Raw genomic sequence first — 25,164 nt, 5'->3', positions numbered from 1 at the left:
TTTCCGCTTAGCAAAATCATTGAATCCCTTGATTATTTAGACAGATACGTGGTGTACACTTTTCCCAGGAGAATAGATGTCCATGATGTTCCAATGTCCATCGGTAGGTACTGGGTTATTCAGCATCGCTACGTCAATTACGACTGGCTTATTCGCTTTAATGGCATTTTCTAAGGCTGGTTTGAATTCTCCTGCAGACTGAACCTTGATCCCTTCCACCCCGTAAGCTCTAGCAATTGCTGCATAATCTGGAGAGTAAGGTTCTCCATCTTTTTGGAAGACAGTCCCTAAAGTCGTACCAAAATGAGCCTTTTGTAGACCTGCGATCGTGCCAAATGCAAAATTATTCATAATGACCCAAACAACCGGGATATTTTCCTCTGCTGCTGTTGCTAATACAGCTGGATTTTGACCAAAACCACCGTCACCCACTAATGAAACAACTATTCGATTTGGTGCCGCAATCTTTGCACCAAGTGCAGCTGGTGCTCCAAATCCCATCGTAGCGTATCCTCCAGGAGTAAGAATGGACCCAGCCTCATAAATAGGGAACTGCTGACCTACTCCATTTTTATTCCACCCAACATCCGTTGTAATAAGAGCATCTTTAGGGAGGACTTGACGTACTTCGTCAACAATTCGTTGTGGCATCATTGGGAATGATTCATCTTCAATAAACTTTCGATTGCTTTCCTTAAACTCTTTGCGATATCTCTCAATCTCTTCTTTTAATGTATCAAGAGAGTCACGTTGTACCCCGTATGGGAACATTTCTTCCGCTACTCGATTTAATACGGTTAATGATTGTTTTAAATCGGCGACTACACCAATTTCAACTGGGTAGTTCCTTCCAATTTCGCTCGGATCAATATCTATTTGTATTAATTTCGTTGGAGGGAAGTTGAACGTGTATTCCGGTTCCCATGAACTACTATCTGCCTCGGCGAAGCGAGTTCCTAAACCAAAGACGTAATCTGCGGACTTGCATTTGTCATTTATAAATTTAGTTCCCCAAAATCCAGTCATCCCTAGTGTCAACGGATGATCATCAGAAACTGCACCTTTCCCCATTAAGGAATGGGCTACAGGCATGTTCAATCGATCTACTAGTTCTCTAAGCTGATCTGCTGCATCAGCTAATAAGATCCCTCCACCTACATAAAAGATCGGACTTTTTGCTTCAGCTAGCGTTTGGATGATTTTCTTTGCTGTTTCGTTGTCAATTGATGGCTTATGAAGATTCTTTGCATTCAGCTTTTGCTTTTCAAAGTAAGAGGTTTCTAATTCTTTTGAAAAAATGTCCATTGGGACGGAGATTAACACAGGTCCAGGATTTCCGCTTTCAGCTAATTGAAAGGCTTTTTCTAAAATCTCAGGAAAGAGATGTGCACTATCGACCCTCCAAGCTCTCTTGACAAAAGGACGATAGATTTCATATTGAGTTGCATCACCATGTAAATTTACTTCTTGATGCGGATGCTTTCCATAGTAATGAGTTGGTACATCGCCTGCAATAACAACCAATGGTATCGAATCCAAAGCTGCATTCGCCACTCCCGTTGCTGCGTTTGTGAGTCCTGGACCTAAGTGGCTTAAAAGAACGGCTGCTTTTTTCTTTATCCTCGCATAGCCATCAGCCATATGCGCGGCAATTTGCTCATGTCTAACATTCACAAACTTAATTTTGCTATTCTCTAAGGCAGAAAGTACGGCAATATTTGTATGACCACAAAGTCCAAAAATATGTTCAATGCCTCTTTCTTCAAGATAATTTACTAATTGATATGATATTAACTGTTTCATATATGGCCTCCTTTAAAATCTAATAATATTTTGCCGCACTGACCTGAGATGGCGTAAATATATGCCTTTTTAAACTCTTTTAGAGGGAAAATATTAGAAATAATTGGCTTTACATCAAAATCATCATTAAGAAGATAGTCTACACACTTAGAAAAATCTTCAGGAAAATTATAAATAATTGATCCATGAATCGTAATTTCATTTCTAACAATTTGTACAATTGGCAGGGTTGCTTCGGGAGTTAGACCTATTAAAATGACGGATCCGCCTTGTTTAACCACTCGGACCGCTTGTTCAACAGCCTGTTTAACTCCAGCGGCTTCAATGACAACATCAAACTTTTCGTCCTTCACTTCATGAGCTAAAACGGTATTAACCCCAAAAGCTGCTTTTACTTTTTCTAGCTTTGATTGGTAAATATCTATCGCGGTCACCTTCGCTCCAAGGAAGTTAGCTAAAGCGATTGAAAGCATTCCCTCCGTGCCACAACCAATGACTCCTACAGTTGTACCTTTTGTAATAAATGCTTTTTCAAAAGCATGGGTGATAACGGCGAATGGTTCAATTAACACTGCTTTTTCATCTTGTAATTCCTCAGGAATTGGAAGGACATACTTTGATGAAATGATAATCTTTTCTGAAAATATCCCATCCACATTGACTCCAAGAGATTCCTTAAAAGAACAAATATTTCGATAACCTCTTTGACAATTCTCACATTCGCCACAAAAAGTATTAGGTGTAACAACAACCTTTGTTCCAGTGGTAAGATCGACCTTTTCACCGACCTCAATCACTCTCCCAACTAACTCGTGACCAGGTCGAACCGGGTACTTCGCGTGACCAATCTTTCCCTTATAAACACCAATATCAGATCCACAGATACCGCCATAAATGAGTTTAATTCTAACTTCGTTTTCTTTAAGAGGGGATTCAACTGGAAATTCTTTTAGTTCTAGTTCCCCGGGGTTTTTCAAATGTAATCCCCACATAAATAACCACCACCCAAATAATTAGATCGATCTAAAATAAAGAAAGCGTTAACATAATAGTACCTTTTGTTCCAAAGAATAGCAATCAAATATTTCCTATATTACTGAAAATATAAATTAATCAGAAAACTAAAGTCCGATTTTTTTACGTAACGATTTCTCTTCGGTTGCATGAATAGAAAGAAACTCTTTTGCAGTTTCTAAACAGCGTCGCGCATACTCTTCATAACCTAACTCTTTTACTCGTTTAATATTTGGCATTTCAATCGAGCATGGTGTATTCACTGGTATACTGTTTACGATACCAGCAATATCGATTCCCCCTTCGCCAACATAGAGACGTTCCTCCCTAAGGATCCGCTTCATTTCATCAACCGATGTTGGTGCTTGAGAAGGGGCATCGCATAGGTGGAAGTAACGAAAGTAAGAACTAGGAATATTTTGGAGGTCCTCTAGTTGATCTCCTGACCGGTGAAAATGGTGCGTATCGATCATAATTCCCGCATTAGATCGATTTGCCGAATAAAGAATATCTAACGTATCTGCAAGAGTCCTGACACTTGCTATGGGTACAAATTCAAGTTCCACTGTTAGATCAAATTGCTTAGCAAGATCACAGACTTCGCCAAACTTCTCAATCGCATCATTCCGGTTATCTGTCCAAATACTGCTTAGAACATGGCGTCCACCTAACTCTGCAGCAACTTCAAAAGCCGGCAAGTAGTTTAAAGGATTCATTCCATCAAAAATTCTAGCTAACTCAATATCCAGTAACCTCAAACCTGTGTCTGCAAGTGCTGCCTTTGTATCTCTCATCATCTGTTTATTGTTTGCAAGGTCATAATTCGGCTCTCCTGGTAACCCCATATAAATCGGCCGAAGACTCACAAAATCATAACCCACTCTAGATGCAATATGAATGATTTCAGCTGGAGTACAATTAAGTGCAGTAAGGTGTGCAATTGAAAATGTTCTTGTCATCATTTTCCTCCCCAACATAAAAGACTAATCTCATAACCCAGTTAATTTTCTATTTTCCGTTGACTCGTTACCTTTGTGTGTAGATGAGAAGATGGCCCCGCTTTCAACATATAGCTTTCACTGTCGCATCCTAGCTTCTGTTTTACAGCCTTTGCCGTGTGGATAACCTTATTTAGATCCATTCCCGTCTCCACCCCCATTTCATGAAAAGCATAAACTAGATCCTCGGTCGCGACATTTCCTGTTGCTCCAGGTAAATATGGGCATCCTCCGAGTCCGGCTATCGAACTATCAAAATGAACAATTCCCTGCTGCAACGCACTAACCGCATTTGCAATCGCAAGACCTCTTGTATTATGAAGGTGCAAAGTAAATAAAATATCGGGAAAAGTATTACGTAAATGGCCAATCATTTCATATACTTGCTTTGGATTTGCGGCACCAGTGGAATCCGCCAATGAAATTTCTTTGACACCCATAGATTCGTATCGATATACAATTTGATTTATTCTTTCCTGAGGAACTTTCCCCTCAAACGGGCATCCAAAGGCTACGGATATAGACCCTCCCACCTCTATCCCTTTTTTTTGTGCTAATTCAATAATCGGATAAAAACCATTCTGAGCTTCTTCCGTTCTACAATTGGCATTAGAGATACTATGTGAGTCAGTGGCAGATAACATGAGTTTTATCTTGTTTATGCCTGCCTCAATGGCTCTTTCTGCTCCTTTTACGTTTGGTACTAATGCTCTAAATTTAATATTTTTTAAGTCATTACATGAACTGACAACCTCTGTAGCATCCTTTAATTGAGGTATTGCCTTTGGATGAACAAACGACGTAATCTCGATTGTAGTAACCCCTGTTTCTGCTAACGATCGAATGATTGAAACTTTTTCTTCTGTAGGAATCCATTGATATATAGCTTGGAATCCGTCACGAGGAGCAACCTCGCAAATATAAGCCCTTGAAGGTAGTGCGAATTCGGTTAGGTTGTTCATACGTACACTCCTTTACTTAATAGTTCTTACTGTACAAAAACTGAAAAAGAGTAATTATATCGATCTAATAAAATATTAAAAAAATATGTTACGCCAGATCCCCACCTTTTAACCATGGTAACAGCAATAAAGAAAGCGTTACCATAATAATACATGATTTCCGGTTGTTTGCATATATATTTACCAGAATTTTCTCAATAATTTAAAAAAGAATGGACGTTGATGAGGAGGTTTAGTATTATTTAGTAAGTGGTAGATCGTTCTAATAATAAAGGGGTTAGCAAATTCTATGAGATTTTATATATATTTAATACTTATTATTTTGTATATTGCATCCAACTTCACATCCAGCTCTGTGCTCCCTTTTATTATTGGTATGGTAGCTATCATTGGATTAATCGTCTCTTTTTTTCATGCCTCGGGAATGTATCTGTATTCTGGATTAGTCTTTCTGTCTCTAGGAGTTTGTTTATATTTCATCAACATCATAACAAATGATCTTCCCTGGTTTCATCTATTTTTGCATTTCGAGTCAATGCTAGGAATGCTCTCCCTTTTTTTGGTTCTCCCCTTTATTAATACTCTGATTCGAGTCGGTAAATATGATAAATATTTGAATGTCTTACTTCAGCAAGGCATTAAGAACGTAAGTAAACTATATAGAAGGAGTTTTCTTGTTTGCCATCTTTTAGGGCTATTTTTAAATATTGCTACCATTCCAATCCTAAGAAACTCCATGAAAAAAACTCTTCAGCAAATTCCAAAAAAAAGCCAAGAAAAATTTTATACACAGAACCTATTACGTGCATATGCGCTTTGTCTTATATGGAATCCACTAGAAGTTATGGTTGTGACATCTCTAGACATTACTAATACCGATTATTTTAAATTTTTCCCAATAATTATTTCAATCGTTCTATTGTTTATCCTGATTGATTGGCTTCTGTCTCATTTTAAATATTCACGAACTAGATTAGAAGTCGAAAACAACGATCAGATAAATCTGGTCAAAACGGTTAAAAAAATAATTGAATTAATTCTATTGCTCCTGGTCCTTGTATTAGTTGTTACGATAGTTCAACGGATCCTTGATAAAGGCTTTCTTTTTTCTATGGTATTAGTGATCATACCCATTTCCTTTCTATGGGCATCCTTCGTTGGTATCTGGAAAAGGTATAGTAAAGTCGCCGTTTCACAATGGATAGAAAGAACAAAAGGACTTTCCAATTATTATTTTATGTTTTTAAGTGCAGGATTCTTGGTAGGAATGATTTCGAAATCTACGTTAATTTATTTTTTGCAGACATTATTTGTAGATACTTCAGAACATAGATTATTGCTTTACTTAGTAATTGGTGGATATTTTCTTGTATTATCTCTTATCGGTTTTCATCCTCTGGTGTCACTTACACTTTTAGCAACTTTGCTACATCCACTTTTACCGAGCATTTCATCCGTATCATTGGCTGTTGTTCTGATTACTTGTAGTCTAGCATCCGTCATGTATAGTCCTTTTAACTTATCGGTATCACTATTAGCTGATCAGTTAAAACTAAATTCTTATCGAATGGGTATATGGAATATTTTATTCGCGATTTCATTTATGATTATCTGTATACTTATCGCCTATCAACTGAGCTTTATCATTTAAAAAAGGGAGCCCATAGGCTCCCTTTTTTGTTAAAACAAGCAATCACGAAGATTTTCTTACTACTAATTCAGGCTGCAAGATAATTCGCTGGTTTTCACGATCTTGATTGACAATTCTTTGGTGAAGCAGAATCGCCGCCTGTGAGCCTATAAGTCTAGCATATGAAGATACGGTTGTTAATGGAGGATTATATAATGGTGCCTCATTATTATTATCGAAACCAACAACAGCGAGATCTTGCCCTGGTTTTAATCCCGCATCATTTAATCCAAGCATGACGCCATGTGCGACTAAGTCATTAAAACAGAAGGCAGCCGTAGGTGGATTCGCCTGGAATAACACCTTGCGAATGGCTCCCATTCCGCCTTCTCTAGTAACAAGACTTTCTACAATAAGTGTCTCATCGATATCTAAACCCGCTTGTTTTAACGCACTACAATAGCCATTCCGCCTTTCCTTCCAAGCAGTTGAATGGGAAGTTCCGCCAAGAAAAGCAATTCTTCTATGGCCTCTATGAATTAGGTGGTTTACAGCCATTTGAGCTCCCACTTCGTAGTCAATTCCTACATAATCACAGGAAACGTTTTCAATCTCCCTCACCGCTAAAACAAGTGGGATATCGATCGACTTCACCCGTTCAATACTATTTTTAGAGCTTTCTGAAACAGGACATAAAATGATCCCACCAACCCGATGTTCGAGCATTCTTGATATAAGCTGTTCCTGTTTCACATCTGAATCAAAAGTAGTACCTAGGAATACCGTATAACCTGCTTCCTCTAAAGAATGATGAACACCTCTAAGTAATTCTGCGTAAAACGGATTCGCGATGTCGGTAATAATTAATCCAACTGTTGAAGAAGACTGTGAACGCATATTGGCAGCAACTCTGTCATACACGTAGCCTAGCTCATGCATTGAATTCAGTACCTTCTGTTTTGTCTTTTCTGCAATTTTAGAACTGCCACGAACAATTAATGATGCTGTCGCCCGGGAAACGCCAGCATGATTTGCTACATCTTGCAGAGTTACTCTTTTTTTATGCGTCATCTTTAATCACCAGCTCACCAAAAATAATTTAGTTTCTATGTCTGTATCTTAAATACTACAGTTAATCAATTAATATACTATTACTATGTAGTATATAAGTATTAGTGTCAACTTTGTTATTCCATAAACTCAACTAAAAATAATGACACTTGTGGTATATAAGTTAAAATAAGAAGTGAAATAACCATTGCAACGAAAAATGGCATAACCGCTTTCGCTAGTGCTTCAATTGAAATCCCTGAAACTCCAGACCCCACAAATAAATTTACGCCTAGCGGAGGAGTAATAAATCCTATAGCCAAATTAACAACCATTATTAAACCAAAGTGAATAGGGTCTACTCCAATATTCATTGCTACAGGTAATAAAAGTGGCGTTAAAATAATAATAGCAGCAACCGTGTCCATAAAACATCCTACTATTAAAAGTAAGATATTGATTAACAATAGAATAATAATCGGGTTACTAGAAATAGAAAGTAATCCCTCTGTAATTTGACTCGGAATTTGTTCGACCGTAAGTATTCGGCCGAATGCAGTTGCTGTTCCAACAATTAGCATAATCGTTGCTGTTGTAATTCCACTATCGATCAGCATTCGAGGTATATCTCTAATTTTAAGTTCTCGATACAAGAATATCCCAGCGATAAACCCGTATACAACGGCAATTCCAGCTGCTTCAGTTGGAGTGAAAACCCCTCCATAAATTCCCCCTAATATAATAATAGGGACTAATAGTGCCCATTTTGCATCCCAAGTAGCTTTCAAGAATTCTCTAAAAGTACTTTTTCCAATTCCTTTGTATCCTTGTTTTCGGGAATAAATATACGTCCAAATCATTAAGGCGACACCGACTAATATCCCTGGTAAGATTCCAGAGATAAACAACTTCCCTATTGATTGACTTCCAACTACTCCGTACATAACCATGGGAATACTTGGAGGTATGATTACGCCTATAGAACCCGCAGCACAGACAACTGCTGTTGCAAATTTCTTATCGTATCCTTGTTTAATCATTGCGGGTATCATGATTCCCCCAACAGCAGCAACAGTTGCAGGTCCTGATCCTGAAATGGCTGCAAAAAACATACAAGTAATAATTGCTGCTATAGCAATACCACCTGTTTTGTCTCCAACAATTGTATTAGCAACTTTAAATAATCTATCAGATAGCCCCCCCTTCCCCATAATCTCCCCCGCTAGAATAAAAAAGGGAACAGCTAATAGAGGGAATGAATCAATTGAAGTGATTAAACCTTGTGCCAAATATTCTAACGGCATAGAACCCGTATATAAAATGGTCACTAATGTTGATAATCCGATTGAAATACCAATCGGCACCGTAAGTATTAAAAATAGAGCAAGACTGCCAAATAAGACAAGTGCTGTCATCTTTTTCCCCTCCGTTTCATTTACATTTTAAAAATAACAACAGAGCAGTTATTACTGTGAAGCTTCTTTCCCAATAAGAATTTTCACCTGTTGGATAATTTGCTGAATCAAACGAATACCTGTTAATCCCATTCCAATTGGTCCAGCTAAGTAAACAAAACCAACTGGCAAACTAAGAGCAGGTGACAACTGTCCCCATGTAAGGAGCTTCATTGTAATTTGGTATCCATAAATCATTCCAAAAAGAGCAAATGCCAAAAATAATAAATTCCCTACTATCCTCAAGGCAGCTTGTGATTTCCCCTTTAGGGCTAAATAAAGCACATCCACACTCATATGCTTTTGTTTTTTCACTCCATAGCTGATCCCTAAGTACACTAGCCAAATAAAGCAGTACCTAGCTAACTCCTCTGACCAAGGTAATGAATCCTGCAGAACATATCTCATAAATACCTGCACCGAAATAACAAATACCATTACAAAGGAAAAAATTCCTATAAATAACTCTTCAAAATGCTCGTCAAGCCAGTGTAATATTTTCATATTCCATTCACCTCTTTCTAAAGGTAGAATACTCTTTTTAAATGTTTTATTTATTTATTTATTTATGTATACGGGAGATAAGATGAAAGCTTAAGGGGATTTTCCCCCTTAAGCTCGGTTTAACTTATTTTTTCAATTTGTTTATTTCTGCTAATAATTCGTCTACAAAATCCTCTCCAATACTAGCAGAATACTTCTCAAATACTGGTTTAACTTTTTCTAGGAACGCTTCCTTTTCTTCGTCTGTAATATCAGTAACCGTCATACCATTTTCAGTTAGGAATTTATATCCATCTTCATCTTCTTTTTGGTTTAACTCTCTTTGATGATCTCTAGCTTCATCAGCGGCTTCTTGTACTGCCTTCTTTTCCTCATCGCTTAATGTATTCCAGAAATCTTTGCTAATTAAGAATGGACTTGCATTATATACATGGCCAGTCTTCGATAAGTATTTTTGTACTTCATAAAATTTATTTGCTGTAACATTTCCTACTGGATTTTCTTGACCGTCAACGACCCCTTGCTGTAATCCTGCGAATAATTCTGTGAACGCCATAGGAGTTGGGTTTGCACCTAATTCAGACCAAATATCCATATGGAGGTCATTTTCAAGAGTTCTAATCTTCAATCCTTTTACATCATCTGGTGTTTTTACTTCCTTTACACCATTCGTTAAATGTCTAAAACCATTCTCCCAATAGTTTAATCCAATTACATTCTGACTCTCCAATTCTGCTAATAAATCAGTTCCAATCTTTCCATCTAACACTTCATAGGCTACTTCAGAATTCGGAAATAAGAACGGTAAGTCAAATACGTTAAACTTAGGAACAAACTGAGCAATTGGTCCTGTTGACATTGTAGTTCCTTGAATGGATCCGAATTGTAACGATTCAAAAACTTCACGATCCCCACCTAGTTGACCGTTTGGATATACTTCTACTTTGATGGATCCATTTGTCTTACTTTCTACTAATTCTCCAAACTTCACTAACCCTTTTGTAAGTGATCGATCTTCTGAAGTTACGACTGCTAATTTCATTAATTTCTCACTCGTCTTAACATCGGAATCCTTTGGTTCCTCATTATTCTCATTATTTGTAGATTGTTGTGAACACGCACCTAGAAACATTAAACATAAGACGAATAATAATGATAAAACTCTTTTCATTTCTCATTCACTCCTTATTGATAGTTTTAGAAACTAAACATTTAAACACTTAAAAAAGATAACGCTTTCAAAAAATCACAATAACTTACCTCTGACCCCTCTTTGACCGTGTGAACAATTATAAAAGTTTAACAAATCAGAATGCGCTTTCATTAATGAGATCGATTTAATTACTTTTATCGTTAACTAGATCTCCCCTCTCCTACCTACTTGATCTAACTTTAAGGATATAAACGGAAGGAATTAAATCGATCTAATTTATATCCATAATTTCTCTGTGTTTATAGTATATAACAGATAAATTGAGTAAAACAACTATTTTTTTAAAAGATTCTCAATTGTTTGTAAATTCAAACGGTACTAATTCCTATTAAAACAAAGCATGGTCACGCATTTTTCTACTGTTTATAGGAATTCAATACATATTTTTATTCATTACTTAAACCTAGAATCCTATCTATTTTATTATATCGATCTAATTTTTATTAAATTCAATAAAAAATAAAGGCTTGGTAAAAGCCTTTATTTTCCCATCTCTTCTCTATATATCTCTACTCGGCTCTTACCTTTCAATTTTGCCTTATAAAGCGCCTTATCCGCATTTGATAAAATGTTTTGTACAGTATTTCCGTCCTTCGGGAAGACGGCTACTCCCAATGATGATGTAACTTCCACCACCCTGCCATTTAGCATCCAAGGTTCCCTTAATGAATCGCATAACATATACGCGATAGGAACAATGTAATGGTCACTTGGTAGGTTCGGGACTATGGCGATAAACTCATCTCCTCCATTACGTATAATTGGATCCGTGATACGAAGATTTGATTGAAGCCGTTTCACGAATTGTATAAGTAATTGATCCCCTATCTCATGCCCCATCGTATCATTTACATGTTTGAATGAGTCGATATCAAAGTAAATTAACCCAACCTTTGTTCCACTTATTTCAGAGTCTAATAGTATATTGGGTAATTTTTCCATCAGAAAGCGTCTATTATAAACACCTGTTAGTGCATCTTGGTAAGCAAGCTTTTCTAAGTATGACTCATTGTTTTTTCGATCAGTAATGTCTCGAGCTGCTATAATAACATGATCAAATTCTCCATTTTTCTTAAAAACACATGAACAAATGGATTCATACCATATATAATTCCCATCGGCTCTTTGTAATCGACTCTCAATTTTATTTTTTAGGATACTACTATCTACCATATCTTCAATCATTTGATTAATTCTCCGCGCATCATCAGGATGCATATTGGGAAGCAATGGTTTACCAATAAATTCATCAGCTGTGAAACCAAGGATATGCTCAAAAGAAGGAGATAAGTATAGAACGTTTCCTTCTTCATTAACCGTAATAATAATATCCTTCATATTCTCAGCAATCAATCGGTATGTCCGCTCACTTTCCTGAAGTTGAGCCTCTGCTTTTTTTCGTTCGGTTATGTTTCTACTGACAATGACCATATGATGACGTTCTCCAGATTCTTCAAAGAAAGGAGTTTTGATCACCTCCCATACTTGACCCAAAATCGTTTTCTCAATTTTTAAAGCTGAACCTTTTATCCAAGCCTGCTCATCAGTCCTTGTGTTATATTCAAAAGACTCTCTAAATTTTGGTTGTAATTCAGCTAACTCCAAGTCTGTTTTTCCTCGATAGTCGATTCCCTCGAGCTCATATGCTTCCAAAACTTGTAGGTTTGTGACTATCCACCTACCAAATCCGTCCTTTACAACGATAAACTCCTGTATCATATCAATTAAAAAACGCACTTGTTTTTCATTTTCCGATAAAGTAAGTAGGTCCTCCGTTAGAATTGCCTGCGCATCAAATAACGAGAATGGATTCGTGTTACTCATTTCATTTCACCCTTCTCTTATAAACAATCATTAGTATTTTTTAGTTATATATCCATTTTAGTATAAAAGCCCTACAAAAAGTATAGGAAAAAATTTCTTTTTGGTGAGATGAAATAAAGAACCATTCGTTAGGTTTACACCGTACAAATGGTTCTTAGATTTCTCAACTATTTACTTACATTTGTTAGCTCCAATATTCCTTCTCTCGGGATTACCTTAAATGCATCAGCTAAAGATTGTAGTTGTTCGTCAGATATCGTTTGTTTCTTACCGCCTTGTGAACAAACGATTGTGTATACTTCAGCTGCTTTTTCAGCGGTTTCGATTAATCCGAACGTTTCGTCAATTGTCGTTCCTGCTCCAAATACTCCATGGTGTGGCCATAGTACAAGTCTTGCATTTTCCATTTTCACAGCTGTCTCTTCACCAATCGCATCTGTTCCAGGTACCATCCATGGAATAATAGACACACCATCTGGGAAAACAACAATACATTCTGTACACATTTCCCAAAGAGTTTTTGTAAAGTCTTTTTCCTTGAGACTGTGAGTAAAAGTCATAGCTAACAAATGAGTCGCATGGCAGTGCATGATCACACGATGATTTGGGTCTACAGCTAAGCGTTTCATATGGTTCATCAAGTGTGTCGGTAATTCACTTGTTGCTACTCCTCCACCTTCAAAGCCCCAAAGAATGTCGTAATGTCTACCATCCTCAGAAATTCGAATTAATCCGAGGTTAACAGCTGGGTCATTTGTTACATTTTTAAAATATTTGCCTGAACCAGTTACAATAAAATATCTTCCAGCAAGAGAAGAGGCGTCAAAATTCATCGGTATTGTACGGACCTCTATATTTCCATCTAAGTAAGGATATACTTCTTCCATTGTTAACAAATAACTAATGTTTCCACCATTTCTTTCGTCCCATCCTAGACGGTATAAATTAGCTGTTGCTTCCTTCATTTCCTTAACAAATTTAGATTGTAAAATATCTTTATTCATTACACTCACCTGATCCCGGTTTTTGTTTTTGTTTGTTTATACCATAATAATACACTCAAACAAAAGATAAATCAACAAAACAAAATAATATATATTTGTTTATTTTTGTTTTGTTCATAATTCTGTCAAAAACACATACAAAAACAATCAACAGGGGTGCTCCCACTCCGTTTAGTATTTTTTCAATTCCTTAATAATCTCATTAATACGTTTTTCCACTTCATAAAGGTTCTTCTGCATGCGTTCACGCCGACCAGTCAAGACCTGCAATTCCTGTTTTAACTCTTCTGTTTTACTCATAATTTCCCCTCCAGAAATGAAATAACATGACCGTTTTATTATGTGATTACCCAAGAAACTTATTAATTTGATTTATATTCTGCCTGATGCTCACAATTTTGATCACACAAAAGATGGAATTAAACAATAATAAATTGGGAAACTTAGAGTTGGAGGAGGTGGTACATATGCCAAGAGTTGGAGTTGAGGAATCATTATCGAATATCACTAGTGCTCTTCGTGAAAAAGGATACGATGTTGTTGAGCTTAAGCAGGAATCTGATGTACAAGGCTGTGAATGCTGTGTAGTTACAGGGATTGACTCAAACGTAATGGGGATGTCTGATACTAGTATTCAAGGGCCTGTAATTGAAGCAAACGGTCTTTCTGCTGATGAGGTATGTCGTCAGGTTGAACAAAGAATGGGAAAATAAGTAGTCAATAATAGAAATCGGTTGGGAAAACCCAACCGATTTTATAATTGAACAGCTTGTTTTTTAAATAATGGGGATACGGCATTTGTTTCATCTACATGGATAAAACAATCGTACCTGTCTGAAACTCTAGTTGGAACATAATTCCCTAAATGCTCTACTTCAGGATTGTATACTACACCGATCGCACGATGTCCAATGACATCATTAAACAACTCTCTGTTATTATTATCAAACAATAAGTACTTATTATAAGAACCTGCTTCATGGAGAATATACTCCCAGCTTCCCTTTCTAGCATTCGGAACCGGAAGCTCCTCAACCTTGCCACCCCACTCGCGAGCCCCAATAACTGTTCCACGGTGTGTACCAAATCCGACTGCATACACACGATTTCCGTACTTCTCTCGTAGCAATTGGCCTACATTTACTAATCCTTCCTCCGCCATGTCTGTCGCACGAGCATCTCCTAAGTGAGTATTATGTTCCCACACCACACATTTCGCCTTTTTTTGATGAGATGCTATGATTTTCTCTAGAGCTGCTACCATATGGCCATCTCGTATATTCCAGTCCTCTGGTCCACTTTTTGCCATAGCCCGGTAATATCTCTCAGCATTTAACATCACCAAACTGTTTATGTCTATATTTAAGCCTTGCTCGTTTTTCCCATCATATTTGTGCTTATTTTGTTGAAGGGTTACTAAAACATTTAACACTTCCTCTGTACAACCTTCACCATAAAAGGCGGCAGACACGGCATAGTCTTCTGCTTTACGGTTAAATGGTTCAAAGCATTCGAAAGCCTTTTTCGCAGGATCCACAAGAGAAGGTGACACTTTTTCAAGCTGGTAAATGATTTCATCCATCGACTCCCAAAGACTATACACATCAATTCCATAGAAACCAACTTGGGAATGAGTCCTTGTGTTATGCTGCTTTAACCAAGTGATAAAATCCATAACTTCTTCATTTGCCCACATCCAAGTTGGCCAGCGGTTAAAATGAGAAAAGGCATTTTTTACTTCCCCATCACGATAGCCCTTAACATACTCATTAACCGTAAAACAAGAGGGCCAATCTCCCTCGACAGCAACAAAGGAAAAGCCCTTTTCTTCTATTAATTTCTTTGTAATTTCAGCTCGAATTTTATAAAATTCACTGGTACCGTGGGTAGCCTCCCCTAATAAAACAAAGTCAGCTTCCCCAGCTACCTCCACTATTTCGAATAAATCATCATAGGTGTCAAAACGAACAGAGTGATTTTGTATATCTTTAATTCTTTTATCATTAATACGCATATGTCCCCTCCTAATCATCACTTTATTTTTTCCATACAGAAGATGAACAAAGTATGGAAATACCTGCAGAACACATTTGGGCATAAACAATTAAAAATTGTCAAAGCCTATTAAAAAAAGGAGATGATATGGTTGAAAAAAAATAACGAATACTTAACCAATGCAGTCAGTCAAAATCAAGTGACCATCCAAAATGGGGGGGATTACCCTAATTTGAAAAATATCCCTGGTGATTCGGTTGATGAGCACAAAGATCAAGAAGTAGCAAACCAAATCATTACGGGAGATGAAATCAAACAGCAAAACGAAAACTTATAAAAAGCACCCCATAAGGGTGCCTTAGCAAACAGATCAGCCCATGCCTGGCTGGTGGCTTTTTAATTGCTTGTTAATTAGATCGTCTCTCTCTCCCCCATCTGCTAGCTCTTCTGAAAATGTATGGGTGTCTGCACCCTTCTGTCCAACAAGCTTAGATGTACGAATGGTTTTAGGAGAAAGATTATTATTTGGTGCCGCTTGTTCGTTCCAGTCACTCACTTTTCATACCTCCTTACATTTTTTGTACATCTTAGGTTTCTGCGTTACACTAAAACTATGCATAAAAAATAGAAAGTGGTGTGAAAGGATGACAATTCAAGAAATTGAACTAAAGATTTCAGAACTAAAAGTGGAATATGTACAAATTCAAAACGATATTGAAAAGCTTGAATCATTTAATCAATCTGTTGAAAAACTAGAAGGAAAGCTTCAGGAAATTGAGAAGGAATTAGCGTATTATCATTCGATGGAGAAATAAGAGTAAAGTGGCTCATTTAAAGCCACTTTGAATTCTGATTTTAGTTTACATAATATAATTACTGTTAACCAATAAAAAAGAAACGAGCAGCATTCGCTGCCCGTTTCTTTTTAACGACGGTGTTGGACTAGGTCAATGACCCCTAAAACGACATGTGCTAAGCCGAAACCAAAAACCGTATTCGCAACCATTTTGTTTGCTCCACGTTTTTGTTTCAGTGCATACCCAGTGGCAGTCACAGCAGAACCTAATGCAGTTGGAATTAAACCTTCGCGTATATTCATCGCTTGAATCCCTCCACACATCGTTATTGGGTGTTGTAACACCCTCCTTATTTTGCTCTTAGGTTGGGTTGTTATGCTAGCTTCTTTATTTGATCCACCCATTGAAAAATTTATCATATCCTTTTTTCATTACAGTACTTGAGAATGCACTAAACGCATAGTCTCGATTGGCCATTGATGTCTGAATAGCAGAATTTAATGCCATATTTACTAGCTCAAACCAATTTTGCTCATTACCAGCAAAAGAATGTGGTGCACTAATATGGTTATAGCAAGGATGTTCAGGCTTTACAACAATCTTGCCCATAGCTAGTGCCTCGGTTAGCGGCATGGCAAATGTGTCAAACTTTGAGCTGCTCCAATAGACTTTGGAAGAATTCATCAAAGCAAAAACTTCATCTTGTGAAAGTGCAAATTGTAGTTTCACGTTTGAAGGAATATCATATTTTTTCATACTTTCCCTATAACGCTCACCCCCAAAGACCATGTACACTTCCGTTTGAGGGTTTTGTTTTGCATATTCAATCACTAGATCTGGACGCCTATTTTCTTCATCTCTTCCAATCCAAAGGAGACGATTGTTAACTACTTGGGAAGGGTCATAATATTTAGTTGCCATCTCCTCATTAAAGCCAATCGGTATGACTGTCACATCGTGAACACCAAAATTTCTCGCCATTTCCCCTTTTAAAAATTCAGTTTGAACAATAGCCTTGTCCACAATGGAGTAAAACGGCTTCATCATTTCATAACCTGTTAAAGCTGGATCTGGGAAGCTATGTGGAAATAAAACACTATTCTTTAAGAACATATTTAAAAAAGTAAAACCAGAGACCGTGTAAATCACATGGTCTATTTTTTGAGAATAGATTTGGTCTAAGACGATATCATAATTGACAAGATCTCCTTTTTCATGTTCATAACCTGGAAGCCAATCATATCCACTTACATGTCTTTCAGGAGAAATAAATACAATTTCTATTCCAAGCTCACTTGAGATTGATTTTAAACGTTCTGCAAATATTCGAGGACCTTGTGCCTCGCTAAACTGTATCTTTCTCATAACTAACCCGACTTTTGTCATACACTTCATCCCCAATATTTAATTCAATAAAATGATTTTAACATATTTACAAAGCAAATTATTTTGATAACAAGCAATTACTTGCTAAAATACAACTGTTCATTATTTAGGAAAACGAAAGAAGATGATAGATATGATTGAAAATAAAAACATTCCTCTGTCTGTATTGGATTTAGTTCCCATTGTACAAGGAGGATCTGCTTCACAAGCATTGCGTAATTCTGCCTCTCTTGCTCAGCATGTAGAATCATTAGGTTACCACCGCTATTGGCTAGCAGAGCATCACAATATGCCAGGGATAGCAAGTGCAGCGACCTCTGTCGTTATCTCTCATGTGGCTGGCCATACGTCAACGATCCGTGTTGGTTCAGGTGGAATCATGCTCCCTAACCATGCTCCCCTTGTTATTGCAGAACAGTTTGGTACTCTTGAAGCTTTGTTTCCTGGCCGAATTGATTTAGGACTTGGCCGTGCTCCTGGAACCGACCAAATAACGGCTCATGCATTAAGAAGAGAGAGAAGAAGTGATGGCAACGATTTTCCTGAGCAGCTCGAGGAATTACAATCCTACTTCATACCGAGTGATGATAAAAGGGTTCGTGCCTTTCCTGGTGAAGGTCAAACCGTTCCTATTTGGCTACTTGGTTCAAGCGGTTTTAGTGCGCAACTTGCTGGACAACTAGGGCTACCTTTCGCCTTTGCTAGCCATTTTTCACCTTTATACACTTTACCTGCTTTGCAATTATACCGCCAACATTTCCGTCCATCTGAAGTGTTAGACAAACCATACGCTATGGTTGCGGCAAATGTCGTTGCTGCAGATACTGGTGAAGAAGCAAAAAGACTAGCAACCAGCATGCAACAGCAATTTCTTAATCTAATTAGAGGTAACCCTGGTCAGCTTCCACCACCTGTTGAAAACATGGATGAGATTTGGAGTCCGTATGAAAAGGCAACTCTACTGCAGCAGTTTGGTGAACCAATTGTCGGGGACCGTGACACGGTAAAAGCAAAACTCGAGGACTTTTTACATGACACACAAGCAGACGAGTTAATGATTCATACGCAAATTTTCGACCATGAAACAAGACTGAAGTCATACGAGATTGTTGCAGATGCTTTAAGAAAATAATAGAAAGGAGTAGCTATTCAAAAAGCTACTCCTTTCTACTATTGTAGATGCTTCGGCACATCATATTCATGTGATTTGTTTTTAACCTCTTTGAACAAGTCACTATTGTTTGGTAAAGGATCCTGCTTTGGAACACTTGTATCTAATAGCATAAATGCCTCCAACAAAGTCTTTATCGTTTGTACGTCTTGTTTTAGAGATTCAAACTGTTTTGTTGTAACTGGTTGTGCTGATGTTTTTAAAATGAATGCAACTCTTCCATTTGGCTCTAATGTTGCCCACTCTACATCTGAAATCTTATTTACACTTGATTGTCTTAATGCCATTTCAAGCTGATCAACAGTCATACGTAGCTTTCTCAGGGCTTTTTCATTTAATTGACCTTTTTCTATTAGTATCTTTGATTTACCGGTAATAAATTTTTCAATTTTGTCTGATTTAATCTGCAAAAATTCTATTACCACAAGAGTTAAGACAAGTACTCCTCCAACTGCAAAGGTAACAAAAAGACCTCTTCCAGTGACTGGTTGTATCAATAGTGACCCAAGCCCAATCATTATCACTGTCTGAGCAAGTGTCATCTGCGAAATGGATTTCCTACCCGCAACGCGAAGGAGTAACGTGCCAACAATTACAATTAATATGGCGTGCCATACCCAATCAAACTGCAATACTTTTCCTCCTAGGTGATGTAATTTATGGGTATAGTGTTCCAGTCACTCACTCTTTTCATTCAAATGTTTCCCTTTTCGAGTACATAAACTTCAACATTGAAAAAGCAGCAAGTCTTGAAGTCATCTCACGAACATCCTTTGATGGGTCAACTTCAACAATATCCATAGCCTTTACCTTTGGATGAGCAGAAGCTATTTCAATAGAAGATAGTAACTCTCTACTCGTAAAACCCCCGGGACCGATAGCTGGACAGCCTGGAGCAAAGGCTTGATCCACAACATCCATATCAACAGACAAGTATAGATAATCTACTTCTTTCTCTAAACGTGTCAATTCATTTATTAGAATCGCAGCTAATCCTATTTTTTCTATATCACTCATTGTGTAAACATGTATCCCTTTTTCTCTTGTGTATTCACGATAAACCTTTGAATTAGAAAAATCTCTTATTCCAATTTGAACAAGGTCATCTCCCTTAAGATATCCACTTTCAATTAAACTACGAAAAGGGGTACCATTTGTTCGTCCACCATCTTCAAAATTTCGTACATCATGATGAGCATCCCATTGAATGACTCCTATTCGGCCAAGGTTTTCCGAAAAGGCACGAATCGAGGGAAAACTCACTCCATGGTCACCACCTAAGATCACATAACGTTCACAGGATTTCTCCTTAAGCATATCTGACACACTTTGATATATTCGCTCAATCGACTCAGTTAAATCAGTTGGATGAGTGAGGCAATCACCATAGTCTAGTATTTTCATGTCATGGTGATCCTTGTCTGCTTCCCCAGAATAGGTGGTGAAGCTTTTAAAGTGAGAACGAATTTTTTGCGGTGCCTCGGCTGCCTGTGAAAGAGAGATAGATGTTTTCGAGAGTGGGAGACCGATGATACCAATCTCTCCTTTCTCACCTTTACTAAATGGCACTATGGTTTCAGACACCTTTGTCACATGTCGATCTCGGAAGACAGCTTCCTTCCCAAACGTTACGTATTCAAAGCTCATTACTCATTCCTCCGAATCATTTTCCCTGCAACATACACGGAGTTTGCATGATTCACACCAAAATGGTACGGAAGATATTGATAATTGGGAATATCCCATATAACAAAATTGGCTAGTGCACCAATTTTTAATGTTCCTGCCACATTCTCTTTCCCGATAGCAAAGGCTGCGTTTATCGTTACAGCGTTCCATATCTCCTCTGCTGACATCTTTAGTTTTAATGCTGCTAAAGACATAATCATTTGGAGATTCTCCGTTACACAACTTCCTGGATTAAAGTCTGTTGCCAAAGCCACAGCTGCACCTGCGTCGATCATTTTTCTCGCCTTTGCATAATGCTCTTTCCCCAGATAAAACGTAGTACCTGGTAATAACACCGCTACCGTATTACTAGTACCTAGCTGTTTAATTCCTTCTTCAGAAGCTGCCACTAAATGGTCGGCACTCATTGCGCCTATTGTTACCGCTAACTCTGTGCCACCAAGAGAATCAATTTCATCTGCATGGATTTTCATTCCAAAACCGAGCCTCTTCCCTTCTTCTAAAAACCGCTTAGATTGGTCGACAGTGAAAACTCCTGTTTCACAAAAAATATCTACATACTCAGCCAGTGACTTCTCTTTAATGTCCTTTAACATAGAAATCATCTCATCTAAAAATAGATCACTTTTCCCCTTAAATTCGGGCGGAACTGCATGAGGACCTAGGAAGGTTGATACCAATTGAATGGGATACTTTTCCTGTAGTTTCTTCATTACCCGTAGCTGCTTTAGTTCCGTTTCGCGATCAAGACCATAACCACTTTTACCTTCCACCGTTGTTACTCCATAAGAGATCATTCGATCTAGATGAAAAGAAGACTTTGCAAGCAATTCGTCTTCAGTACTGTTTTTTGTGGATTGGACAGTTGATAGAATTCCTCCTCCAGAGGCTAGAATGTCTAGATAAGGAACGCCAGCCTGTTTTAGTGCCAATTCATGTTCCCGTGATCCTGCAAATACGAAATGGGTATGAGGATCAACTAGACCAGGAGAGACCACTTTACCCTGGACGTCTAGAAAAGACAAAGCTTCTAGCTTCTCCCCTTCTTCCGAATGACCTATCCATGCAACACTTCCCTCTTTTACCGCAAGTGCTGCTTTTTCGATTACGTGTAGATGCTTCATTTCCTCGCCTTTTAGTGGACGAGATGAGGAAGCTGGGAGAATCAGCTGACCGATATTAAATAAAAGCAAATCGTACATCATGATCACCTTTCTCTGAAAATATCATTTTTTATAACGGACCATCGGAATATCCACGCCCTTTTCTTTTGCCACTTCAATCGCTTTTTCATATCCAGCGTCAGCATGGCGGACAATCCCCATACCAGGATCCGTTGTTAACACACGTTGTAATCTTTCCTCTGCAAGTTTTGTCCCGTCAGCTACAGCAACCATTCCCGCATGCAGGGAATAGCCCATGCCAACACCTCCTCCATGATGAACAGAAATCCAAGATCCGCCAGCAGCCACATTGATTAATGCATTTAATATAGCCCAATCACCAACGGTATCACTTCCATCCTTCATTGCTTCTGTCTCCCTGTTTGGAGATGCCACTGAGCCGCAATCTAAATGGTCACGCCCAATAACGATAGGTGCTTTTAGCTCTCCTTTTTTCACCAACTCATTAATCCCAAGGCCCATTTTCACTCGTTCACCATATCCCAACCAGCAAATACGAGACGGAAGCCCTTGGAAACTCACCTTTTCTTGAGCCATGGTAATCCATCTTTGCAATGGTTCATTTTCAGGAAAAAGCTCCCTGATTAACTGATCAGTGCGGTAAATATCATTGGGGTCCCCTGATAAAGCTGCCCAGCGAAACGGTCCTTTTCCTTCACAAAACAATGGCCGAATAAAAGCCGGTACAAAGCCTGGAAAATCAAAGGCGTTTTGTTCTCCTTCATCAAACGCCACTTGCCGAATATTATTTCCGTAGTCAAAAATGATCGAACCTATTTGTTGAAACTTAAGCATCGCTTGAACATGGGCCATCATAGATTTCTTTGACAAACTTATATATTTTTCAGGATCTTCCTTTCGAAGGATTTGAGCTTCTTCAAGTGATAAACCACTTGGAATATAACCATTTAGTGGATCATGCGCGGATGTTTGATCCGTTACAATGTCTATAGGTATCTTCTTTTGTAACAATTCGTGATGAACATCAGCAGCATTACCAACAAGAGCAATGGAAAGTGGTAATCCCTTTACCTTTGCCTCCTGCGCCCAGGCAATTGCCTCATCAACTGAGTGTGTAAAACGATCACAATATTTTGTTTTGATTCTTTTTTGCACCCGCTCAACGTCTACCTCAACCGCAATACAAACTCCTCGATTCATCGTGACTGCCAAAGGCTGAGCACCTCCCATTCCACCCAAACCAGCAGTTAAGGTAATGGTACCTTGCAAGGAACCACCAAAATGCTGCCTTGCTAACTCAGCAAATGTTTCATACGTACCCTGTAAAATCCCTTGCGTTCCGATGTAGATCCAGCTACCTGCCGTCATTTGTCCATACATCATGAGTCCCTTTTGATCCAACTCGTGAAAATGTTCCCAGTTTGCCCACTTCGGAACAATGACCGAATTGGATAAAAGTACACGAGGTGCAGCATCATGCGTTTTGAAAACGGCTACAGGTTTCCCAGATTGAATGAGCAACGTTTCATCGTTTTCAAGCCTTTTTAACGTTTCAACGATCGCGTCAAATGCCTCCCAATTTCGAGCAGCTTTCCCAATTCCACCATAGACGACAAGCTCTTCCGGTTTCTCCGCCACATCAGGATCTAAATTATTACAAAGCATGCGAAGTGCCGCTTCCTGTTCCCAACCTTTGCACTCCAGTTCGTTTCCTCGTTTGGCTATGACTACACGATTTTGATTTGCATTCATTGAACATATCCTCCTTTTTTTGAATCAGTGGGTGGTGGTCCATTTTTAAAATTAATTGTTCATTTTATATCCGTTTCCTTCAACCAGGCCGCCATCTTTTCAATATCTTTCGAAAATATTCGATCACTATCAATAGATGGGACAATGTTTCTTGCTTCTTTATAAAAAGCTAGGGTAGTTGGGGCCATTTTTTCAATCCCACGGTATTGGACAGCTTGTAGCGCACATATGCATTCGATTGCTAGGACACGTCGTACATTTTGGATTATCATATGAGCGTGCCGTGAGGCAATTGTTCCCATGCTTACGTGGTCTTCTTGATTGGCTGAGGATGGGATGGAGTCTACACTAGCTGGATGTGCTAGCGTTTTATTTTCAGAAACGAGAGAAGCAGCACAATACTGCATGATCATTGCTCCAGACTGTAATCCTGGTTGGGGACTTAAAAACGGTGGGAGGTCATTTAATCCCGGGTTTACGAGCCGTTCAATTCGACGTTCTGATATATTAGCGAGTTCAGCCATGGCAATTTTCATAAAATCCATTGCGAACGCGATCGGTTGACCGTGGAAATTCCCACCTGATATGACCATTTGGCCATCATCAAAAATTAGTGGATTATCGGTTGCTGCATTCATTTCAATTTCGAGCTTTTCCTTTACATAATCAAGCGCTTGTAACGTCGCACCATGTACCTGAGGAATGCAGCGTAAAGAATACGCGTCTTGAACTCTCTTTTCGCCTTGACTTGTTATTAGCTTACTTTCTTTAAGCAGCTCACACATTCTTGCAGCAACTTCTGTTTGCTGCACATATCCACGTGCTTCATGAATAGCAGGATGGAAGGCATCAATAATTCCTTCTAATCCTTCAATGGTCATAGCTGCAATGATTTCACTTTGATAAAACAATCTCATTGATTCAATCCAATTGATGACACCTTGCGCAGTCATTGCTTGTGTTCCATTAATTAAGGCTAACCCTTCCTTTGCCTTTAAAGAAATAGGTTGAATTCCTTTTTCTTTTAGTATGAGTATCGCTTCATATATTCCTCCTTCAACATGCACTTGTCCTTCACCAATAAGCACAAGTGCTAAATGTGATAAAGGAGCTAGGTCTCCTGATGCGCCTAACGAACCCTGCTGGGGGACAACCGGATGGATTCGCTCATTTAATAGGGTTTGGAGCTGCTGGATAATCTCTACCCTTACTCCTGAAAACCCTTTAAGCAGGGCATTTAAACGGAGGAGCACCATTGCACGTGAGACAACTTCTGGAAATGGATCACCCACTCCACATGCGTGAGAGCGGATCAAATTTAACTGCAAATCATTCACATCTTTTTCCGCAATCATACAATCGCTAAATTTCCCAAAGCCGGTAGTGATTCCATAGATCGTTTTCTTTTTTGATACAATTTCCTCAACAGAGTATCGAGATTGCTCAACTTTCCTTATACTTTCTTCTGCTATCTCTACAGTTGCAAAACCATAACAAATATCCTTTATTTGCGATAACGTTAAGGACTGACCTGTTAACACAACCTTCATGTTGCTCCCTCCACCTTCACCACTTTATGCGACTAACATTCAAATAATATATTCTGAAAGTTTTAATAATTCTATTGTAAGTGGATGTTTTTAGAAAGGTCAATAAAAAATTGGTAAATTTTAGTATATTAGAATGTTAGTTTACTACTCTGGTAAAGGGACAGAGCAAATTAAAAACAAGAAATGCCAGCTATAACATTTAGCTGGCATTTCTTGTTTTATT

At 38.2% G+C, this 25,164-nt stretch carries 25 protein-coding genes; 5 read left to right on the top strand and 20 right to left on the bottom strand.

Going from position 1 to position 25,164, the window contains the following annotated elements:
- Positions 1–36 precede the first annotated feature (36 nt).
- The 4 genes from ACQ5H4_RS02835 to ACQ5H4_RS02820 form a co-directional block, all read right to left on the bottom strand.
- Positions 37–1,803 (bottom strand): thiamine pyrophosphate-binding protein, encoded by a 1,767-nt coding sequence (locus ACQ5H4_RS02835; protein ID WP_430773467.1) that lies wholly within the window; start codon positions 1,801–1,803, stop codon positions 37–39.
- Positions 1,800–2,795 carry a zinc-dependent alcohol dehydrogenase gene (locus tag ACQ5H4_RS02830; protein WP_430773465.1) on the bottom strand — a complete coding sequence of 332 codons (996 nt, stop codon included), beginning with the start codon at positions 2,793–2,795 and terminating at the stop codon, positions 1,800–1,802. Before ACQ5H4_RS02830 ends, ACQ5H4_RS02835 begins: the two co-directional genes overlap by 4 nt.
- 129 nt (positions 2,796–2,924) lie before the next feature.
- Positions 2,925–3,776: a sugar phosphate isomerase/epimerase family protein gene (locus ACQ5H4_RS02825; protein WP_430773464.1), complete on the bottom strand. Its 852-nt coding sequence runs from the start codon at positions 3,774–3,776 to the stop codon at positions 2,925–2,927.
- Positions 3,777–3,817: 41 nt separating this feature from the next.
- A complete protein-coding gene (locus tag ACQ5H4_RS02820; RefSeq protein WP_430773462.1) occupies positions 3,818–4,777 on the bottom strand; it encodes a hydroxymethylglutaryl-CoA lyase in 960 nt (319 codons plus the stop codon).
- Between the two features lie 289 nt (positions 4,778–5,066).
- Here ACQ5H4_RS02820 and ACQ5H4_RS02815 point away from each other — a divergent pair, with 289 nt between their 5' ends.
- Entirely contained in the window at positions 5,067–6,428 is a 1,362-nt protein-coding gene (locus ACQ5H4_RS02815) for a hypothetical protein (protein WP_430773461.1), read from the top strand.
- A 42-nt stretch (positions 6,429–6,470) separates the two neighbouring features.
- On the opposite strand, the gene ACQ5H4_RS02810 is transcribed toward ACQ5H4_RS02815, so the two are convergent.
- The 7 genes from ACQ5H4_RS02810 to ACQ5H4_RS02780 form a co-directional block, all read right to left on the bottom strand.
- Positions 6,471–7,478 (bottom strand): LacI family DNA-binding transcriptional regulator, encoded by a 1,008-nt coding sequence (locus tag ACQ5H4_RS02810; protein WP_430773460.1) that lies wholly within the window; start codon positions 7,476–7,478, stop codon positions 6,471–6,473.
- Positions 7,479–7,594: 116 nt separating this feature from the next.
- Positions 7,595–8,872, bottom strand: a complete 1,278-nt coding sequence (locus ACQ5H4_RS02805; protein ID WP_430773459.1) for a TRAP transporter large permease — start codon at positions 8,870–8,872, stop codon at positions 7,595–7,597.
- 51 nt (positions 8,873–8,923) lie between these two features.
- Entirely contained in the window at positions 8,924–9,415 is a 492-nt protein-coding gene (locus ACQ5H4_RS02800) for a TRAP transporter small permease (RefSeq protein ID WP_430773458.1), read from the bottom strand.
- A gap of 124 nt (positions 9,416–9,539) precedes the next feature.
- The gene (locus tag ACQ5H4_RS02795; protein ID WP_430773457.1) at positions 9,540–10,586 is read right to left on the bottom strand and encodes a TRAP transporter substrate-binding protein; all 1,047 of its coding nucleotides are present in this window, start codon (positions 10,584–10,586) and stop codon (positions 9,540–9,542) included.
- 522 nt (positions 10,587–11,108) lie between these two features.
- Positions 11,109–12,452, bottom strand: a complete 1,344-nt coding sequence (locus ACQ5H4_RS02790; RefSeq protein ID WP_430773456.1) for a diguanylate cyclase — start codon at positions 12,450–12,452, stop codon at positions 11,109–11,111.
- A gap of 167 nt (positions 12,453–12,619) precedes the next feature.
- On the bottom strand, positions 12,620–13,456 hold the full coding sequence (gene rhaD, locus ACQ5H4_RS02785) for a rhamnulose-1-phosphate aldolase (RefSeq protein WP_430773455.1): 837 nt from the start codon (positions 13,454–13,456) through the stop codon (positions 12,620–12,622).
- 171 nt (positions 13,457–13,627) lie between these two features.
- Positions 13,628–13,756 carry a hypothetical protein gene (locus ACQ5H4_RS02780; protein WP_430773454.1) on the bottom strand — a complete coding sequence of 43 codons (129 nt, stop codon included), beginning with the start codon at positions 13,754–13,756 and terminating at the stop codon, positions 13,628–13,630.
- Positions 13,757–13,923: 167 nt separating this feature from the next.
- On the opposite strand from ACQ5H4_RS02780, the gene ACQ5H4_RS02775 reads away from it, so the two are divergent.
- Positions 13,924–14,169: a YkuS family protein gene (locus tag ACQ5H4_RS02775; RefSeq protein WP_430773453.1), complete on the top strand. Its 246-nt coding sequence runs from the start codon at positions 13,924–13,926 to the stop codon at positions 14,167–14,169.
- 41 nt (positions 14,170–14,210) lie between these two features.
- Here the strand turns inward: ACQ5H4_RS02775 and ACQ5H4_RS02770 are convergent, their stop codons facing one another.
- Positions 14,211–15,470, bottom strand: a complete 1,260-nt coding sequence (locus ACQ5H4_RS02770) for an erythromycin esterase family protein (protein WP_430773452.1) — start codon at positions 15,468–15,470, stop codon at positions 14,211–14,213.
- A 132-nt stretch (positions 15,471–15,602) separates the two neighbouring features.
- Here ACQ5H4_RS02770 and ACQ5H4_RS02765 point away from each other — a divergent pair, with 132 nt between their 5' ends.
- Positions 15,603–15,788 carry a hypothetical protein gene (locus tag ACQ5H4_RS02765; RefSeq protein WP_430773450.1) on the top strand — a complete coding sequence of 62 codons (186 nt, stop codon included), beginning with the start codon at positions 15,603–15,605 and terminating at the stop codon, positions 15,786–15,788.
- A gap of 33 nt (positions 15,789–15,821) precedes the next feature.
- On the opposite strand, the gene ACQ5H4_RS02760 is transcribed toward ACQ5H4_RS02765, so the two are convergent.
- A complete protein-coding gene (locus tag ACQ5H4_RS02760; protein WP_430773449.1) occupies positions 15,822–16,007 on the bottom strand; it encodes a hypothetical protein in 186 nt (61 codons plus the stop codon).
- A gap of 88 nt (positions 16,008–16,095) precedes the next feature.
- Here ACQ5H4_RS02760 and ACQ5H4_RS02755 point away from each other — a divergent pair, with 88 nt between their 5' ends.
- Positions 16,096–16,266: an SE1832 family protein gene (locus ACQ5H4_RS02755; protein WP_430773448.1), complete on the top strand. Its 171-nt coding sequence runs from the start codon at positions 16,096–16,098 to the stop codon at positions 16,264–16,266.
- Positions 16,267–16,376: 110 nt separating this feature from the next.
- Here ACQ5H4_RS02755 and ACQ5H4_RS02750 read toward each other — a convergent pair whose 3' ends face one another.
- Together ACQ5H4_RS02750 and ACQ5H4_RS02745 are read right to left on the bottom strand one after the other, a co-directional pair.
- Positions 16,377–16,550, bottom strand: coding sequence for an asparagine synthase (locus ACQ5H4_RS02750; RefSeq protein ID WP_119708622.1), 174 nt, complete (start codon positions 16,548–16,550; stop codon positions 16,377–16,379).
- Positions 16,551–16,635: 85 nt separating this feature from the next.
- Positions 16,636–17,634, bottom strand: coding sequence for a glycosyltransferase (locus tag ACQ5H4_RS02745; RefSeq protein WP_430773447.1), 999 nt, complete (start codon positions 17,632–17,634; stop codon positions 16,636–16,638).
- 133 nt (positions 17,635–17,767) lie between these two features.
- Here ACQ5H4_RS02745 and ACQ5H4_RS02740 point away from each other — a divergent pair, with 133 nt between their 5' ends.
- Positions 17,768–18,766: an LLM class flavin-dependent oxidoreductase gene (locus ACQ5H4_RS02740; protein ID WP_430773446.1), complete on the top strand. Its 999-nt coding sequence runs from the start codon at positions 17,768–17,770 to the stop codon at positions 18,764–18,766.
- Positions 18,767–18,804: 38 nt separating this feature from the next.
- Here ACQ5H4_RS02740 and ACQ5H4_RS02735 read toward each other — a convergent pair whose 3' ends face one another.
- Genes ACQ5H4_RS02735 through hutH form a run of 5 tightly spaced genes read right to left on the bottom strand, consistent with a single transcriptional unit; the run spans position 18,805 to position 24,941 of the window.
- Positions 18,805–19,437 carry a DUF421 domain-containing protein gene (locus tag ACQ5H4_RS02735; protein ID WP_430773445.1) on the bottom strand — a complete coding sequence of 211 codons (633 nt, stop codon included), beginning with the start codon at positions 19,435–19,437 and terminating at the stop codon, positions 18,805–18,807.
- 58 nt (positions 19,438–19,495) lie between these two features.
- Complete coding sequence (hutG, locus tag ACQ5H4_RS02730; protein ID WP_430773444.1) at positions 19,496–20,452, bottom strand: formimidoylglutamase; 957 nt, start codon at positions 20,450–20,452, stop codon at positions 19,496–19,498.
- Positions 20,452–21,696 carry an imidazolonepropionase gene (gene hutI / locus ACQ5H4_RS02725; RefSeq protein WP_430773443.1) on the bottom strand — a complete coding sequence of 415 codons (1,245 nt, stop codon included), beginning with the start codon at positions 21,694–21,696 and terminating at the stop codon, positions 20,452–20,454. Before hutI ends, hutG begins: the two co-directional genes overlap by 1 nt.
- A gap of 24 nt (positions 21,697–21,720) precedes the next feature.
- Positions 21,721–23,391 carry a urocanate hydratase gene (gene hutU / locus ACQ5H4_RS02720; RefSeq protein ID WP_430773442.1) on the bottom strand — a complete coding sequence of 557 codons (1,671 nt, stop codon included), beginning with the start codon at positions 23,389–23,391 and terminating at the stop codon, positions 21,721–21,723.
- Between the two features lie 59 nt (positions 23,392–23,450).
- Positions 23,451–24,941: a histidine ammonia-lyase gene (hutH, locus tag ACQ5H4_RS02715; RefSeq protein ID WP_430773441.1), complete on the bottom strand. Its 1,491-nt coding sequence runs from the start codon at positions 24,939–24,941 to the stop codon at positions 23,451–23,453.
- Between the last annotated feature and the right edge of the window lie 223 nt (positions 24,942–25,164).

The sequence above is a fragment of the Bacillus coreaensis genome (assembly GCF_050586445.1).
GTDB classification, from domain to species: Bacteria; Bacillota; Bacilli; order Bacillales; family Cytobacillaceae; genus Robertmurraya_A; species Robertmurraya_A coreaensis.
Note: the sequence above shows the minus strand (reverse complement) of the source record. Positions and strands in the feature narration are given on the sequence as shown.

Coding starts and splice junctions, on each gene's coding strand:
- hutH (WP_430773441.1), bottom strand. CDS start 24,941: ATGAAGGTTGTGTTAACAGGTCAGTCCTTAACGTTATCGCAAATAAAG.
- rhaD (WP_430773455.1), bottom strand. CDS start 13,456: ATGAATAAAGATATTTTACAATCTAAATTTGTTAAGGAAATGAAGGAA.
- ACQ5H4_RS02780 (WP_430773454.1), bottom strand. CDS start 13,756: ATGAGTAAAACAGAAGAGTTAAAACAGGAATTGCAGGTCTTGACTGGT.
- ACQ5H4_RS02805 (WP_430773459.1), bottom strand. CDS start 8,872: ATGACAGCACTTGTCTTATTTGGCAGTCTTGCTCTATTTTTAATACTT.
- ACQ5H4_RS02795 (WP_430773457.1), bottom strand. CDS start 10,586: ATGAAAAGAGTTTTATCATTATTATTCGTCTTATGTTTAATGTTTCTA.
- ACQ5H4_RS02755 (WP_430773448.1), top strand. CDS start 16,096: ATGACAATTCAAGAAATTGAACTAAAGATTTCAGAACTAAAAGTGGAA.
- hutI (WP_430773443.1), bottom strand. CDS start 21,696: ATGTACGATTTGCTTTTATTTAATATCGGTCAGCTGATTCTCCCAGCT.
- ACQ5H4_RS02835 (WP_430773467.1), bottom strand. CDS start 1,803: ATGAAACAGTTAATATCATATCAATTAGTAAATTATCTTGAAGAAAGA.
- ACQ5H4_RS02775 (WP_430773453.1), top strand. CDS start 13,924: ATGCCAAGAGTTGGAGTTGAGGAATCATTATCGAATATCACTAGTGCT.
- ACQ5H4_RS02740 (WP_430773446.1), top strand. CDS start 17,768: ATGATTGAAAATAAAAACATTCCTCTGTCTGTATTGGATTTAGTTCCC.
- ACQ5H4_RS02770 (WP_430773452.1), bottom strand. CDS start 15,470: ATGCGTATTAATGATAAAAGAATTAAAGATATACAAAATCACTCTGTT.
- ACQ5H4_RS02830 (WP_430773465.1), bottom strand. CDS start 2,795: ATGTGGGGATTACATTTGAAAAACCCCGGGGAACTAGAACTAAAAGAA.
- ACQ5H4_RS02815 (WP_430773461.1), top strand. CDS start 5,067: ATGAGATTTTATATATATTTAATACTTATTATTTTGTATATTGCATCC.
- ACQ5H4_RS02800 (WP_430773458.1), bottom strand. CDS start 9,415: ATGAAAATATTACACTGGCTTGACGAGCATTTTGAAGAGTTATTTATA.
- hutG (WP_430773444.1), bottom strand. CDS start 20,452: ATGAGCTTTGAATACGTAACGTTTGGGAAGGAAGCTGTCTTCCGAGAT.
- ACQ5H4_RS02825 (WP_430773464.1), bottom strand. CDS start 3,776: ATGACAAGAACATTTTCAATTGCACACCTTACTGCACTTAATTGTACT.
- ACQ5H4_RS02750 (WP_119708622.1), bottom strand. CDS start 16,550: ATGAATATACGCGAAGGTTTAATTCCAACTGCATTAGGTTCTGCTGTG.
- ACQ5H4_RS02790 (WP_430773456.1), bottom strand. CDS start 12,452: ATGAGTAACACGAATCCATTCTCGTTATTTGATGCGCAGGCAATTCTA.
- ACQ5H4_RS02745 (WP_430773447.1), bottom strand. CDS start 17,634: ATGACAAAAGTCGGGTTAGTTATGAGAAAGATACAGTTTAGCGAGGCA.
- ACQ5H4_RS02810 (WP_430773460.1), bottom strand. CDS start 7,478: ATGACGCATAAAAAAAGAGTAACTCTGCAAGATGTAGCAAATCATGCT.
- ACQ5H4_RS02820 (WP_430773462.1), bottom strand. CDS start 4,777: ATGAACAACCTAACCGAATTCGCACTACCTTCAAGGGCTTATATTTGC.
- hutU (WP_430773442.1), bottom strand. CDS start 23,391: ATGAATGCAAATCAAAATCGTGTAGTCATAGCCAAACGAGGAAACGAA.